Source organism: Campylobacter rectus, from assembly GCF_004803795.1.
In the GTDB taxonomy this organism is placed as follows: domain Bacteria; phylum Campylobacterota; class Campylobacteria; order Campylobacterales; family Campylobacteraceae; genus Campylobacter_A; species Campylobacter_A rectus.
Genome location: NZ_CP012543.1, coordinates 1,426,245 through 1,437,963 on the forward strand (window position 1 = coordinate 1,426,245; position 11,719 = coordinate 1,437,963).

Genomic DNA, 11,719 nt, shown 5'->3' on the forward strand with positions numbered 1-11,719 from the left:
CTTATCTCTAGGTTGCGAGTAGCAACCTTAGTCTTTAGTATTTGGTTCTTTAGCGGCGATTTATTCGCCGCGCTAAAAGAACGTTAGATAATACAATTCTTGAAAAAATCGGGCATTGAGCGGATTTTGCCGTTATCGCTTAACGTGGCGATAATCTCAAAATGCTCATGCTCGTCCAAACATCCGATCGCTTTTCTCATCGCTTCGCGCCTCGCGTTTTCTAGCTCTTGCTTTAGGACGCTTATGTCTTCGCCTGATCTCTTTGCTTTGAAAAATGCCATTTGAAGCGCGCCGTATCTTCTAATCTCGGGTCTGCACGCATTTTTAACTTTACTCGCGTAGAAGTCTTGAATTTCTTTTGCCTTATCCACCGTAAGCCTTTAAAAAAGCGATCCCTGGGCGCGCTCTCGCATGGCTAGCTCGCAGTTTTTCGCCGCAACGTTAAAATAAGAGTTCTTTAGCTCGATGCCTATCCCTTTGCGGTTCATTTTTAGGGATTGATAAACCTCGCTACCGATACCCAAAAACGGAGTAAATACGACGTCGCCCTCATTGCTCCATAGCTGAAGCGCGCGTTCTATAACGTCGAGCTGGAGCGGACAAATATGCTTCTCGTCCTCGTCGTCGCGGCTACCTTTTAGGCTTAGCGTATTGCTTGGATTAATGTCCATCCAAACCGGGCTCGCGTATCTTTGCCATACTTCGATACTGCCGCGGTTTAGATTGCCTTTTTCTTCGTCAAATTTGGATGCGATCGGCGCACCGTCGCCGCAGTAGTATTTTAGCCCGCCCTCGATCGGCTCGGCGTTTATGCCCGGCTTTCTCATCGTGACTAGATAGTCGGGTATCCCTTGACGGCTCATTGCGCTATCTTTTACGAGTTGCTTATGAAGCAGTCCGAGCGCCTTGGTGCGTTGCTGAGCGATTACGGGATCTTTCCAGATGCAAACCTCGGAGTGAAATATAAAGCCCACGCTCTCAAAAAGGCGTATCAGCTCGCCTCTAAAGTCGCGAATTCCGATAAATCCGTCTCTAACCTTTGAAGTCGGTAAATTCATGCAGTGAAAACTCATGAGCCGCCCACTTTTTAGGATACGAAATAGCTCCTTTGCTAAAAACGCAAAGTGCTCCATAAATTCGCCCTTTTCTGAGTTGCCCATATCTCGATCGGAATTTGAATAAGTGTAAAGGCTATCAAACGGCGGCGAGTAAATGATATATCCTACACTCTCATCGTTTAAGGCTTTAACAACCTCGCAGCTGTCGCCGTTATAAATGGCGTAATCACGCGCCACGACTTGATCTATCACGTTCATGCTTCTTTACCTCTAATCATCTCTAAAATCTCATCTTTATCGACAAACACGCTGCGACCGGTTACGGCGTAGCGCTTAATAAGGCCTTTTTGCGCCCACTTCTTGATCGTTATCACCGCAACGCCTAGCATTTTTGCCGCCTGCGCGTAGCTGATAAAATTTATTTGATTTTGATGCATTTTCACTCCTTTAACTTCGCAGGCGAGCCAAGCCCGCCTTTACGACGAGGGATTTTATCCCCTCGACCCCTCTAAAGCCCTGCTGCGCGGGTTCCCTATTTTTCATTTTGCGCCCTCGATCGGCTTTTCGTTTTTCGCCTTGATCTGCATGGCGATTTTTATATGCTCCTCGTTCGGATACCTTTTGATTAAATTTTCTATACCTTCGATCGTGAAGTATTTACAAACCTTAAGCGCCTTTATATGCTCATCTACGTTAAATTTTCCCACTTTTTACCCTTTAAAAAATAGTTTTGCTTAAATTTAATCGCTTGCGCATATCTTTAAAATATGCGATTTGCTCGTTTAATTTGCCAAGATAGACGCCAAAAGGAAACTCCCCCGTGAGCTTATCCGCAATCTCGTCCATCACCTCAACGCACTCCTTAAAGTTTTCATTTTCGATAAAATCCATAAATTTACCCTTGAGCCTAAACGTAACTTCAAGGCGCTTCCAGTCCTTAAATTTTTCGTCTATTTTTTGTTTGTGGTAGTTCGTTTGCTTTTCGAATTTGTCATATAAACAAACCTTATCCACCGCGTAAAACTTCCCGCTTTTTAGTCCGCGATTGGCGTAAATGCTAGTTTTAAAACTGATCACGTCATCGGCGCACTCTTTTACGGACTCTTTAAATTTGCCTTTGGCTTTAGAATTCACGTCGCAAGGGTCTTTAAAATCCACCGCGACATCCCAGCTGTAAGGCTTAAAACGCCGTAAAAACTTGCCCAAAATTCGGTAAGTCTCTTTAAAAATATCCCTGCTAGGCTGAAATAGCCCCGCAAAGACAACGCAAACGTAATAGCCAAAGGGCTTTTTACGCTTCTTGCAAAGATCGTTCAACTCGCTTGAGTTTTCGACCACCAGCATCGTGTTACTTAAGCTTTTTGTGCCGCGCTTAAAGCTGATGTAGCGGATTTTGCACGGGTGCTTTTCGTCCGCATCAAAAAGCGGCTTATTTGCGCCCTTTAGCTTATACTCCGCATAATCCTTAACCGTTTTATTCCGGCTTATTAGCCGCAGCCTTCCCAAAAGCTCAAGCTTTTTTAAAAAGCCGTTTAGCGTGGCCTTTGGCATCACAAAACGGATGCTATCTATCCCGCAATCGACAATGTCCTCTGCGCTAAATTTAGGCGTTTTGGGCTTCATCTACTGCACCGCGAGCCAATTATCCATTTTTTGTTTGATTTCAGTGATTAGGTCGTCCGCCTGCTCGGTTTCGTTTTGTTCCAAAAGCTCGGCAAGCTCGCCCAGATCCTCTTCAATCTCCTCAAAAAATGAGGCGATTAGTTCTTTGATCTCGTCTTTGGCGTTTTTTATCGCATCGCTCAAATTTTTACTCATCGGTCGCCTCTTTTTTCCTGACCCGGTCGGACGCGTTAAGCTCGTGCGAAATTTGGACGTCCGACAAGTCGTCCGTGTTTGGCTCGCGCTTTAGGTTTTCGAGAGTTTCGAGGTAGCTTTTTTTGTCCTCTTTGAGCTCTTTTATCTGCTCGTCTATTCTCTCGATCCCCGCCTTGACTTCAAAAAATCTCTTTAAATTTTGAATTAGCATGTTTTTTCCTTTATATCCACGATCGTGCCGCCTAGCCTGCACGCGATAAACCCGTCCGCATTTACGTAGTAGTGCGACCCGCTAAAGATCGCGCCGCTCGCTCCTTTAAATTTCCTATCTTTTGCCCGGCACGGCTCAAACGAGCGATGCGAGAGAATTTGTCTTAAAATTTGGATTATTCGCACTTTTTGCCTCCGTCTTGCCCAGCTTTGCGCCGCGTTTAACCCCGCGGATCTCGCCCTTTGGAGTTAGTTTTGTTTCAAACCCCGCCATCGCCATTTTTGCTTGAAATATCGCAAAATCAACCGCTTTTTTATTTAGCATTTTTTAACTCGCTTTCTTGTTTTTGTTCAAAAAGACATATCCAGCGCACGTGCCGTCGCCCACTCGGACGTTTTTAGCCGCGCGCCACTCGATCCCGTCGCTCTCTAGTATCTTTGCGTTTGCCTTACTCACGTATCCGCACCGAAGCCCCATCATCGAGCCTATTCCGCGCATTTCGCAATAATCCTTTAGCGTCCATCTTGTTTTTTCGTAAATTAACTGCGCTAGAGTTTTCATTAACTCGCCTCCTTTAAAATTTCAAATCAAAAAGCCGTATTTGAGCTCAAATTTCTGCATTGCGTCATTAAAATCCTCGCAACCATTCAAAAACTCCTCGCCCAAATCGCTGTTTATTAGCTTGATTAACTTTTGGTATATCGTCTTGCGTCGTAAGCACTCGTCGGCCATCTCTTTATTGACTGCGGCGTTTAAATACGCCTCTAGTAAAAACTCATCTTTTTTCATCTTTTATCCTTTCCAAGTTTCGCTCTTTAAGCCCCTTTTGGTAAAATTTGAGTGCAAAATCAACAACCCAAAAGGAGCTTAAACAATGAAATACCGCTACGAGATCAACGACGAAACAAGCTTTTTTATCGCGTCGCTTAGCTACGGACATTTTGGGCTCTTCGTAAATGACGAGCTTTACGGAACGTATGCCAGCGCGTCATTAGCCGCAGACGACGTTTATCACGGCTACACGGGCCTTGACCTTTGGGATGACGAGGATCACGACGAGCCTTGCGACTTAAGCGAGTGGGAAGCAATTTTTTAAAACTAGCATATACCGCCGTAAGTCTCTTGTATCGCTGTTTTGAGATGATTACGTAGCCGCTCTCGTTCACTTTTTGAGCTGTCTCTATCCCCAAAATGTCGTTTATAAATTTGTCTCGTTTCATCTTTTATCCTTTTTGGTATAATTACTTGTTTTTAAATCCCGACATAAAGGACGTTTATGCATAAAATTTCAGTTGATAGAGATCTTATTTGCTCTACCTCTTGCCCTAAGTGTCAAAATGAACTATCCCTGCCGTTTGAGGAGCTAAAAACCGCAAAAGGCCTTAAGTGCCCCGCATGCGGCGCCTTTCTTGAGCTAGACGATAGACATCTCACTTCGTTATCGCGTAGCATCGAGCTTCTTGGGCGTAAAGAAAAAGCGTCGCAAAATTAGCGAGATCCTAAGATCGGTAAATTTGCCGTCTATTACGTCGTAATCGTGCCAAATTTTCCAAGCTTCCCAAGTAAAGCCCTTTATTCCCGCGGCTTTGATTTGTTTTGATAGTATTTTTTTCATCTTTTATCCTTCTTGGAGGGCAGCTTAGGCCGCCCTTTGTAGTTCTTGCAAGCGTTCGCGCATCTGCTTAAGCGAGCTAACCAAGCTAAAATATATCCCGCCGCGCTCGTCTTTAGTTTCCTCAAATAGACACAAAACCGCATCCTCGCCGCAATTTGTTAGCGCGCCGTAAGTTTTAGCCCCGATCTCGACGCTCGCGCCGCATTCGTGCTCCTTAACCTCTCCGAACTCTTTTAAGAGCTTAACCGCGTTTTGAAGTTTCATTTTTTGTCCTTTTTGGTATAATTGCTTAATTTATTTCTGAATTATATGACATTTTTTGTCATATGTCAATTAAATTTAGCTTAAATACGTCAATAAAAGGCATATTATGAAAGAAAATGTCATAAATTTAAAAGAAGTTAGGGATAAAATAGGCTTAACGCAAAAAGAAACGGCAGACAAACTCGGCATATCACTCAGGACTTATCAACGATACGAACTTGACGGAGACGGGATTGACTATAAGAAATTACTAGAAATTTCAAAAAAACTAGGGGTGAGTATGGACAAATTAACGGGAGCGGTAGCCGTCGGACAAAATAACATAGCCGTAAGCGGCCACAATAATACTATAGGCAACAGGCAAAAATACTCTCCCAAAGTAGATGAATTCTTAGAACTTTATAAAAAATATGGCAATGAGGACTTGGATTTTTTGCTTGACCCGATTATAGAAAAGCTAAAAAGTATTAAAGAGATTTCAAAAAGGCAAGTAACATGAGACGCAAGCCGTCATCGCTAAGAAATTTAAAAAGCTCCGCAACCGATATAGTTTGCCGTATGTGCGTAGTAGCCAAAGTCAAAGGAAAAAACGGGCTAGCGCAAAAACTAAAAATCAAGACGACTACGATAGAAAACTGGATAAACTCAAATAAAGTCCCGCGCAAGTGGATGTATTACGTGGCCGACACCTTTGATAGCAGTTTTGACTTTATAGAGCTTGGATTTTTCTTTGAGCCGGGCGAAGTATTAAAAGATGCCCAGCTTATGGGGTGGGAAAAAGAGTATAAATACTCTTATATAAAAAAGCCTATAAAAGTAGTTTATATCGCAGTGCCGTTTATTAGTCAGGACGGTCATATTTTTGAAGAGGACGTGTTAGACGATAGCGATACGGCGGTAGCCGTCGGACAAAATAACATAGCCGTAAGCGGCAATAACAATCAAATAGGCAGTTTTGAAAACAATAGGCTAAATACGCCTGAATTTCAAGAGTTTAAAGAACTTTTTAAAAAATACGGAAACCAAAACTTATTAAACGGCTTTATCAAAAGGCTAAAAGAGATAAAAGGACTATCGGAAAATGTATAATCTCCAACTCACGCCGTGCGGCATGCTTAAAATCGTTTCGGTTAATCCAAATTTTCAAAGCTACGAGATCAGCCTGAGCGAAACCCAGGAGCATTTTAAAATCGTAGGTAAAGTGGTAAAGAGTATCGTATGAGGTATTTTTTGATTTTGTGCCTTGCGGCATTTTTTGCGACGGGAGCGGATAAATTTGACTGCTCAAAGAAGTATTGTAAAGAGATGAAAAGCTGCAAAGAGGCTTATTATTACCTCAGAACTTGCGGGCGCGGGGATTTTGACCGAGACGGCGACGGCGTGCCGTGCGAGAACGTTTGTGGGAAGGGTAAAAAATAATGGAATCTTTAGCATCGATTTTAGCGGCATTTATAAGCGGCTACTTCATATCTAAAATTGAGCCAACAAAAAGCAAACTTAAAAAAATAGAGATGCTTTTTGATTTGAGAATTTCGGCTGCAAGGGAATTTAATGCAATATTCCAAAAATATGCCCCTTTAAATTTAGGAGAGCTTCACGACGGGGAGATATACGGCGAGAAAAGATGGGAAGAAATAAGAAAAGACGTATCGAAATACAAAGCCCAAAACGGCTACGTTTTTGAAAACGAGGCAATCGATAAAATATTAGATGACATATTGCTGTCACTAGATTATAGTGCAGATCCAACATATAGGGCACTTGAAGCAAATGGCAATGATACGGAAGCAAATGCGTTTGAAGAGGACTCTTATAAAGATACATTAATACTCATGGAAAAGGCCAACGAGATGATAAAAAAGTATCTATTTGAAGAGGCAAAATAAGGCTTAAATTTGAAAATCTTATCGCTTTTGCTTATTTCGTTTTGTTTGCTTTTCGGGCTTGAAGGCAAGGTAATAAAATCGTGGACGGCGATACGATTTGGATATTGCCAAAGGGCGGCGAGCGGGTCAAAATCAGGCTCTACGACATCGACGCGCCCGAGATGAAGGATAGCGGCGGCAAGAAGTCCAAAAAATACCTCAGCGAGCTAATAGCCGGCAAAGAGGTCAAAATCGAAACGCACGGACACGACAAATATAAGCGAGTAATCGGGATCGTCTATTTGGACGGCACGGACATCAACGGCAAAATGGTAAAAGACGGCTACGCGAGAGCTTATTTAAAGTATTCGAAGAGATACGCGAAACTTAAGGGGTAAATTTCTGAAAATGTTTTTAACCTATTTAGATTATTTTATCAAATATGGGCTGCCAATTATTGCGATAGGGATAAGTATCTGGACATTTATTGACAATAGACAAAATAAAAAAAATGATAAACATCTGTCAGTATATCAAGAAACAAAAAATATCATGGATAATTTTTGTGGTTTTTACAACAGATGGTTTAAAGATACAGTAACATTTGATGATCTTCGTAATAAACGACTGAAAAATAATGAAGATATTATTTCCTTGCTTGCAAGAAGTAGTTTTTTAGTATCAATAAAAAGTATTTTCGATAAATATGATCAAACGCTAAGACGCCTACCAGATATATTAAAAGAAACAAAACAATTACTAAAAAAAATAGAAGAATTAGAAAATTATCAAAAATATTATAAGCCAACAAAAAAAACTAGTCCAGGAATTGGTTTTTCTGAACGCCCAGACCCCGAAGAGTGGGCTACGACTGATAAGGCAAAAGAATACACCGAGGATATTTTTAGGTCACTATATAAAATTAATAAAATGTTTAATAAAATTGTAGATAAGGTAAAAATAACTATATAGCATTTTTAAATATTTTTTGTAAAATACTTAAAAATATAAAATCTTTTTAAAGGGATAAAAATGGTTGAGAATTCTTTGACATCAACAAAGTGCGAATGCGGAAACACTATTGAAATTAATGAGATTCGTTTTGTCGCCGGAGAAAACGACAAAGGTTTTATAAAAATACAGTGTAATAAATGCAACAAAGAAATGGAAGAATATGCCATAAACCCTGCCGAGTCTAGCGTTATAGACGGCGGAGTAAAAATCAGCTATAGATACAAAGAATAATATTAAAGTATAGACGTAGTCTAATCCCCAAAACTATACCCGTTATCGCTCACGGCCTGCGCCACGGCTTGCGGAGTAGCTTGCGAGCCATATAAATTTATGTCGATCTTTTTATTATCGGTTATTTGATTTTGACTTGTTTGCGACCTCATCTCGCGGCGATCCTGCGCGATTTTATCCACAGACCCCGCCGTCGTTTGCGGCGCTTCGTCGTTAAACCAGCTAAAAGGATTATACCAGTTAGTTTCTTTGCCGTCGCCGATGCCTAATATATCCTTCGCGCCTTGCGTGGCAGATCCCGCAAAGTCCGTGACCGCTTTTATACTATCTGTTACAAAGGCAAATTTCTCCGCTAGCCAATCAAAAAAGCCCGCAAAAAAGCCTTTTATCCCATCTACGACTGCATCAAATTTCTGCAATATCCACTCGCCTATATTGCCGAAAAGATCGCGCCACCAATTAAGCTCCTCGCCAAAAGCTTCTATCCACTGCGTGCCCTTGATTTTGACGATGTCGATTATTAGGCCGACGGCGGTTATGATGTTTGCTAGCGCCTCAAAAGGATACAAAAGCACGCTAAGCACTGTGCCTAGAGTCTGGCCAAAGCTAGCACCCGTATCTTTTAACGCCCCTAGCTCGCCCTCGCTAGCTTTTGTAACGCCAAAGAGCGATCCAAAGAGATCGACAATCGGAGTAAAGGCGGACTTTATCGCATCCCACGCCCTACTAAAGCTATCTATTAGCGGCTCTAGCCCGGTCATGATACCATCAAAAAACCCGCTAAAAAACGCCTTTAACTCATCCCAATATTTATAAGCCATAAAAGCGGCGGCAGCGAGCGCCGTCAAAGCAAGCCCGATAGGGTTACTTAAAAATGCTGCGCTAAGCGCCCTAAAGGCTATCCCGATATTTTTGAGAGCACCGACGAAAAGAGCTGATTTTGAGCTAGCGGCTGCGGTGCTAGCCCCCCAAAGAGTAGATGCTCTCGTAGCCGCGTTTAGCCACATTGCTTTAAATCTCGCCGCGATACCGCAATCTTTTAGCGACGCACCCAGCTGCAAGCACTCAAACGGCAAAAGCTGCAATACCTTACGATAGTTTCCGAGCATAAGCGTAGTAATGCTTAACACGGCTTGTTTTGCGATAAGCGCAGTTCTGACGGCTGTTAAGGCGATAACGGCGCCGAAAGAGTATTTTATCAAATTCGGAAATGCGCCGGCAAAACCCGAAACGGCGTAACTGATCTTTTTTATCCCGTCTAGGACTAAATTTAAAGCTGGCAAAAACGCATTACCAACATTTATCGCAATCTCGTTAAAGGCGCTTTTCATCAGCTGGATGTTATTCGCCGTCGTTTCGCTTCGCGACTTAAATTCTCTATCCATCGATCCGGCTTTTGCCTTATCCGCACTTAACCTCATCGCCTTGTCGTAGTTTTCTATCGCGCCCGTTACTAGCGAGATGTCGTCGCCGAAGTTTTTACCGAAAATGGCCGTTAAAACGCCCGTTTTGCTCTCTTTTGGGATTTTTGAGAGAGCGTGCAAAAAGTCGGTTAAAGCTTTTTGAGGGTTTTTGATGATCGCTTGTTTTAGCTCTTTGCCGTCGATGCCGATCTGCTCAAATGCGGCCTTAACCGAGTCGCTCGCGTTGTCGGCATTGTTTAGCGTGGTTAGCATAGAGTTGATCGCGGTCGCGGCTACTTCGGGAGCTTTGCCTAAGGCTATAAAGCTGCTCGCAAGTCCGCTCGCGGCGTCTGCGCTAAGTCCGAAGTCTTTAGCATTACCCGCGATACGCCCTAGAGCATTAACTATTTTGTTTGCGGTGGCCGCGGAGTTGTTTGAGATGTGATTTATCGTGTCGCCCAGCTCGCCCACGCGCTTAACGTCCATGCCAAATATATTCATCATCGTGGCCATATTATCGCCCGCTTCTTTTGCGCTCATATCAAAGGCAACGCCCATCTTAGCCGCGGTAGTCGTAAAGTCCATTAAATTTTCTTTAGCGATGCCCAGCTGCCCGCCGCTTGCCGTGATTTGAGCTAGCTCATTGACGCTTAAGGGGATCTCGCGGCTCATCTTCATAATGCCGTCCGCAAATTGCTTAACGTCATCCGCACCGTTAAAATCAACTACTTTTTTGACGTCGGCCATCGAGCTTTCAAAATCTATCGCCGCGCTTATTGGTTTTGAGATCGCCATGATACTACCCACGGCGGCTAGTGCCTGAGTTTTTAGGCCTTCGAGGTTTTTCTTAGCATCCTCGATGTCTAAATTTAGCTTATGCGTCACGGCTTTTTTGATGTTTTCTTTGAGATTTGCCAAATCCGTGTGAAATTTCGCGCTTTGAAACGGATTTGCCTTAAGATCGTTTAGACCGTTTTTATAAGCCTGCATAGCGCCCTGGGTAGCCTTGTTTATCTGATCGCTTAGGCTCGTGGCTTGCTTGTTTATAGCCTTCATCGCCTTATCGAAGTCGCTTAAGTCCATCCCGAAGGTCAGAGTCGCATTTTTCGCCATTTTTCAGCCTTTTTTTATCTTTATATTATTAAAATTGAGATACAAATTTATACAACGGAGGCGCTAAAGATGGATGATTTACTGCTTGCTTTAGTGATATGCATAGGGCTGATAGGGTTTGCGGTTTTCTATGTCTTAGTCGTCGCTTTTTGGTATATCTCTATCCCGCTATTTTGTATTTACGTTTATTTTAAGTATTTTAGAAAAGAGAGAAAATTTGAAGCTAGGGTTTTAGAGTCCTAAAACTCTTTTGCAAGCTTCAAGGCTATCTCATAATAATCCACGAACTCGTTAAATTCTAAGCTCATGATGTCTTTTAGGGTAAAGTGCAGGGAGTGCCCTATTAGAGCAATCCCCTCGGTTAGTTTTTTACGTCGATGCCCATAAACGCGCTAACTCTTTTTGATAGCACGCTCCATTCGTTCATCGGCAAGGAGTTTAAAAACTCTTTATCCATCTCGCCGTCGCTCATTTCGATTAGCATCAACTTTGCCTGCTCGATCTCGTCTTTTGTCTTGTTTTGGACGCTTTGGATGAGCGCTAGCGTCGGGGCTTTGAGCTCCACCGTTTGACCGTCACCAAAGACAAATTCAGTTCTTGGTATTTCTATTTTTTTAAGTGCCATTTTTACTCCTTAAGATATGTTTTTCCTGATGGTCTCATAAAGATCCTCGCCGTTTACGGCATAAATTTTATTTTCTACGTCGTATGATAGCGTGGTCTTTTTTTCGACCTCGTATTTTACGACGAAGCAGCTCATCTCGATGCTCATATTAGCCTCTTTGTTCATCTCAAATTTAGGCGCTTCCAGCACTTTGACGTTGCCCTCAAACGTCGCCACGATAGCCACGTGTTTGCCCTCGCTTCCGCTGTGATTGGCTTTGATATAAACTTTTTGCTTGGTCTTTGTGTTTAAAAGCCCGAAATAAGTCTCGCTGACGTTATTAACCGTGAATTTTGCCGATAGCGGTTTGAGAGTCGGCAAAACTAGCTCGTATTTGCCGATCTCCGATGCGGCCTCTATCGTCTCGTGTTCAAATTTAGGCGGCTCAAAATCTACAAGCTCGCCAAAAAGCCCGATCCCGTCAATAAAGAAATTTCCGCCGGTTATTGCTTGCGCTTTCATT

At 42.8% G+C, this 11,719-nt stretch carries 26 protein-coding genes; 10 read left to right on the forward strand and 16 right to left on the reverse strand.

From position 1 onward, the window contains the following. Positions 1-83 precede the first annotated feature (83 nt). From CRECT_RS06655 to CRECT_RS06705, 11 genes are all read right to left on the reverse strand, one after another. Positions 84-371, reverse strand: coding sequence for a hypothetical protein (locus tag CRECT_RS06655; protein ID WP_002944573.1), 288 nt, complete (start codon positions 369-371; stop codon positions 84-86). 9 nt (positions 372-380) lie between these two features. Then, the gene (locus CRECT_RS06660) at positions 381-1,316 is read right to left on the reverse strand and encodes a DNA-methyltransferase (protein ID WP_002944604.1); all 936 of its coding nucleotides are present in this window, start codon (positions 1,314-1,316) and stop codon (positions 381-383) included. Then, positions 1,313-1,495: a helix-turn-helix transcriptional regulator gene (locus CRECT_RS06665; protein WP_002944582.1), complete on the reverse strand. Its 183-nt coding sequence runs from the start codon at positions 1,493-1,495 to the stop codon at positions 1,313-1,315. Before CRECT_RS06665 ends, CRECT_RS06660 begins: the two co-directional genes overlap by 4 nt. Positions 1,496-1,597: 102 nt before the next feature. Continuing rightward, positions 1,598-1,765, reverse strand: coding sequence for a hypothetical protein (locus CRECT_RS06670; protein WP_002944658.1), 168 nt, complete (start codon positions 1,763-1,765; stop codon positions 1,598-1,600). 10 nt (positions 1,766-1,775) lie between these two features. Further along, the gene (locus CRECT_RS06675; RefSeq protein ID WP_002944640.1) at positions 1,776-2,681 is read right to left on the reverse strand and encodes a hypothetical protein; all 906 of its coding nucleotides are present in this window, start codon (positions 2,679-2,681) and stop codon (positions 1,776-1,778) included. Beyond that, positions 2,682-2,876, reverse strand: coding sequence for a hypothetical protein (locus CRECT_RS06680; protein ID WP_002944703.1), 195 nt, complete (start codon positions 2,874-2,876; stop codon positions 2,682-2,684). It lies immediately after the preceding gene. After that, on the reverse strand, positions 2,869-3,087 hold the full coding sequence (locus CRECT_RS06685) for a hypothetical protein (protein ID WP_002944576.1): 219 nt from the start codon (positions 3,085-3,087) through the stop codon (positions 2,869-2,871). The genes CRECT_RS06680 and CRECT_RS06685 overlap by 8 nt, the downstream gene beginning before the upstream one ends. Continuing rightward, a complete protein-coding gene (locus CRECT_RS06690; RefSeq protein ID WP_002944581.1) occupies positions 3,081-3,272 on the reverse strand; it encodes a hypothetical protein in 192 nt (63 codons plus the stop codon). Before CRECT_RS06690 ends, CRECT_RS06685 begins: the two co-directional genes overlap by 7 nt. Then, positions 3,223-3,411, reverse strand: a complete 189-nt coding sequence (locus tag CRECT_RS06695; RefSeq protein WP_002944587.1) for a hypothetical protein — start codon at positions 3,409-3,411, stop codon at positions 3,223-3,225. The genes CRECT_RS06690 and CRECT_RS06695 overlap by 50 nt, the downstream gene beginning before the upstream one ends. A gap of 3 nt (positions 3,412-3,414) precedes the next feature. After that, a complete protein-coding gene (locus tag CRECT_RS06700) occupies positions 3,415-3,648 on the reverse strand; it encodes a hypothetical protein (protein ID WP_002944596.1) in 234 nt (77 codons plus the stop codon). A 21-nt stretch (positions 3,649-3,669) separates the two neighbouring features. Beyond that, complete coding sequence (locus tag CRECT_RS06705) at positions 3,670-3,876, reverse strand: hypothetical protein (protein WP_002944710.1); 207 nt, start codon at positions 3,874-3,876, stop codon at positions 3,670-3,672. An 85-nt stretch (positions 3,877-3,961) separates the two neighbouring features. Between CRECT_RS06705 and CRECT_RS06710 the strand changes: the two genes are divergently transcribed. Continuing rightward, complete coding sequence (locus tag CRECT_RS06710; RefSeq protein WP_002944560.1) at positions 3,962-4,183, forward strand: hypothetical protein; 222 nt, start codon at positions 3,962-3,964, stop codon at positions 4,181-4,183. A 342-nt stretch (positions 4,184-4,525) separates the two neighbouring features. Here CRECT_RS06710 and CRECT_RS06715 read toward each other — a convergent pair whose 3' ends face one another. Beyond that, on the reverse strand, positions 4,526-4,702 hold the full coding sequence (locus tag CRECT_RS06715) for a hypothetical protein (RefSeq protein WP_002944575.1): 177 nt from the start codon (positions 4,700-4,702) through the stop codon (positions 4,526-4,528). Between the two features lie 24 nt (positions 4,703-4,726). Next, positions 4,727-4,966: a hypothetical protein gene (locus CRECT_RS06720; RefSeq protein WP_002944671.1), complete on the reverse strand. Its 240-nt coding sequence runs from the start codon at positions 4,964-4,966 to the stop codon at positions 4,727-4,729. Positions 4,967-5,072: 106 nt separating this feature from the next. On the opposite strand from CRECT_RS06720, the gene CRECT_RS06725 reads away from it, so the two are divergent. The 8 genes from CRECT_RS06725 to CRECT_RS06760 all read left to right on the forward strand — a co-directional run bounded on the left by CRECT_RS06725 (position 5,073) and on the right by CRECT_RS06760 (position 8,076). Beyond that, entirely contained in the window at positions 5,073-5,465 is a 393-nt protein-coding gene (locus CRECT_RS06725) for a helix-turn-helix domain-containing protein (RefSeq protein WP_171992699.1), read from the forward strand. Further along, on the forward strand, positions 5,462-6,055 hold the full coding sequence (locus CRECT_RS06730; protein WP_002944695.1) for a helix-turn-helix domain-containing protein: 594 nt from the start codon (positions 5,462-5,464) through the stop codon (positions 6,053-6,055). Before CRECT_RS06725 ends, CRECT_RS06730 begins: the two co-directional genes overlap by 4 nt. After that, entirely contained in the window at positions 6,048-6,188 is a 141-nt protein-coding gene (locus CRECT_RS06735) for a hypothetical protein (RefSeq protein WP_002944550.1), read from the forward strand. The genes CRECT_RS06730 and CRECT_RS06735 overlap by 8 nt, the downstream gene beginning before the upstream one ends. Further along, a complete protein-coding gene (locus CRECT_RS06740) occupies positions 6,185-6,385 on the forward strand; it encodes an excalibur calcium-binding domain-containing protein (protein WP_002944627.1) in 201 nt (66 codons plus the stop codon). The genes CRECT_RS06735 and CRECT_RS06740 overlap by 4 nt, the downstream gene beginning before the upstream one ends. Beyond that, positions 6,385-6,852 carry a hypothetical protein gene (locus tag CRECT_RS06745; RefSeq protein ID WP_002944577.1) on the forward strand — a complete coding sequence of 156 codons (468 nt, stop codon included), beginning with the start codon at positions 6,385-6,387 and terminating at the stop codon, positions 6,850-6,852. Before CRECT_RS06740 ends, CRECT_RS06745 begins: the two co-directional genes overlap by 1 nt. Positions 6,853-6,932: 80 nt before the next feature. After that, a complete protein-coding gene (locus CRECT_RS06750; RefSeq protein ID WP_002944585.1) occupies positions 6,933-7,229 on the forward strand; it encodes a thermonuclease family protein in 297 nt (98 codons plus the stop codon). 10 nt (positions 7,230-7,239) lie between these two features. Beyond that, entirely contained in the window at positions 7,240-7,803 is a 564-nt protein-coding gene (locus CRECT_RS06755) for a hypothetical protein (protein ID WP_039888130.1), read from the forward strand. A 60-nt stretch (positions 7,804-7,863) separates the two neighbouring features. Further along, on the forward strand, positions 7,864-8,076 hold the full coding sequence (locus CRECT_RS06760) for a hypothetical protein (RefSeq protein ID WP_002944711.1): 213 nt from the start codon (positions 7,864-7,866) through the stop codon (positions 8,074-8,076). Positions 8,077-8,096: 20 nt separating this feature from the next. Here CRECT_RS06760 and CRECT_RS06765 read toward each other — a convergent pair whose 3' ends face one another. Continuing rightward, entirely contained in the window at positions 8,097-10,592 is a 2,496-nt protein-coding gene (locus CRECT_RS06765; RefSeq protein ID WP_002944584.1) for a phage tail tape measure protein, read from the reverse strand. A gap of 69 nt (positions 10,593-10,661) precedes the next feature. On the opposite strand from CRECT_RS06765, the gene CRECT_RS06770 reads away from it, so the two are divergent. Then, a complete protein-coding gene (locus CRECT_RS06770; RefSeq protein ID WP_002944698.1) occupies positions 10,662-10,835 on the forward strand; it encodes a hypothetical protein in 174 nt (57 codons plus the stop codon). A 118-nt stretch (positions 10,836-10,953) separates the two neighbouring features. On the opposite strand, the gene CRECT_RS06775 is transcribed toward CRECT_RS06770, so the two are convergent. Next, positions 10,954-11,217, reverse strand: coding sequence for a hypothetical protein (locus CRECT_RS06775; RefSeq protein ID WP_002944565.1), 264 nt, complete (start codon positions 11,215-11,217; stop codon positions 10,954-10,956). Positions 11,218-11,226: 9 nt separating this feature from the next. After that, positions 11,227-11,718 (reverse strand): phage major tail tube protein, encoded by a 492-nt coding sequence (locus CRECT_RS06780; RefSeq protein ID WP_002944684.1) that lies wholly within the window; start codon positions 11,716-11,718, stop codon positions 11,227-11,229. Position 11,719: the final 1 nt, after the last annotated feature.

Excerpts from the sequence above, each read along its gene's own strand:
- CRECT_RS06715 (WP_002944575.1), bottom strand. The coding sequence starts at position 4,702 with ATGAAAAAAATACTATCAAAACAAATCAAAGCCGCGGGAATAAAGGGC.
- CRECT_RS06685 (WP_002944576.1), bottom strand. The coding sequence starts at position 3,087 with ATGCTAATTCAAAATTTAAAGAGATTTTTTGAAGTCAAGGCGGGGATC.
- CRECT_RS06675 (WP_002944640.1), bottom strand. The coding sequence starts at position 2,681 with ATGAAGCCCAAAACGCCTAAATTTAGCGCAGAGGACATTGTCGATTGC.
- CRECT_RS06740 (WP_002944627.1), top strand. The coding sequence starts at position 6,185 with ATGAGGTATTTTTTGATTTTGTGCCTTGCGGCATTTTTTGCGACGGGA.
- CRECT_RS06730 (WP_002944695.1), top strand. The coding sequence starts at position 5,462 with ATGAGACGCAAGCCGTCATCGCTAAGAAATTTAAAAAGCTCCGCAACC.
- CRECT_RS06760 (WP_002944711.1), top strand. The coding sequence starts at position 7,864 with ATGGTTGAGAATTCTTTGACATCAACAAAGTGCGAATGCGGAAACACT.
- CRECT_RS06775 (WP_002944565.1), bottom strand. The coding sequence starts at position 11,217 with ATGGCACTTAAAAAAATAGAAATACCAAGAACTGAATTTGTCTTTGGT.
- CRECT_RS06735 (WP_002944550.1), top strand. The coding sequence starts at position 6,048 with ATGTATAATCTCCAACTCACGCCGTGCGGCATGCTTAAAATCGTTTCG.
- CRECT_RS06710 (WP_002944560.1), top strand. The coding sequence starts at position 3,962 with ATGAAATACCGCTACGAGATCAACGACGAAACAAGCTTTTTTATCGCG.
- CRECT_RS06780 (WP_002944684.1), bottom strand. The coding sequence starts at position 11,718 with ATGAAAGCGCAAGCAATAACCGGCGGAAATTTCTTTATTGACGGGATC.
- CRECT_RS06700 (WP_002944596.1), bottom strand. The coding sequence starts at position 3,648 with ATGAAAACTCTAGCGCAGTTAATTTACGAAAAAACAAGATGGACGCTA.
- CRECT_RS06680 (WP_002944703.1), bottom strand. The coding sequence starts at position 2,876 with ATGAGTAAAAATTTGAGCGATGCGATAAAAAACGCCAAAGACGAGATC.
- CRECT_RS06695 (WP_002944587.1), bottom strand. The coding sequence starts at position 3,411 with ATGCTAAATAAAAAAGCGGTTGATTTTGCGATATTTCAAGCAAAAATG.
- CRECT_RS06720 (WP_002944671.1), bottom strand. The coding sequence starts at position 4,966 with ATGAAACTTCAAAACGCGGTTAAGCTCTTAAAAGAGTTCGGAGAGGTT.
- CRECT_RS06765 (WP_002944584.1), bottom strand. The coding sequence starts at position 10,592 with ATGGCGAAAAATGCGACTCTGACCTTCGGGATGGACTTAAGCGACTTC.
- CRECT_RS06725 (WP_171992699.1), top strand. The coding sequence starts at position 5,073 with ATGAAAGAAAATGTCATAAATTTAAAAGAAGTTAGGGATAAAATAGGC.
- CRECT_RS06660 (WP_002944604.1), bottom strand. The coding sequence starts at position 1,316 with ATGAACGTGATAGATCAAGTCGTGGCGCGTGATTACGCCATTTATAAC.
- CRECT_RS06745 (WP_002944577.1), top strand. The coding sequence starts at position 6,385 with ATGGAATCTTTAGCATCGATTTTAGCGGCATTTATAAGCGGCTACTTC.
- CRECT_RS06665 (WP_002944582.1), bottom strand. The coding sequence starts at position 1,495 with ATGCATCAAAATCAAATAAATTTTATCAGCTACGCGCAGGCGGCAAAA.
- CRECT_RS06770 (WP_002944698.1), top strand. The coding sequence starts at position 10,662 with ATGGATGATTTACTGCTTGCTTTAGTGATATGCATAGGGCTGATAGGG.
- CRECT_RS06755 (WP_039888130.1), top strand. The coding sequence starts at position 7,240 with ATGTTTTTAACCTATTTAGATTATTTTATCAAATATGGGCTGCCAATT.
- CRECT_RS06705 (WP_002944710.1), bottom strand. The coding sequence starts at position 3,876 with ATGAAAAAAGATGAGTTTTTACTAGAGGCGTATTTAAACGCCGCAGTC.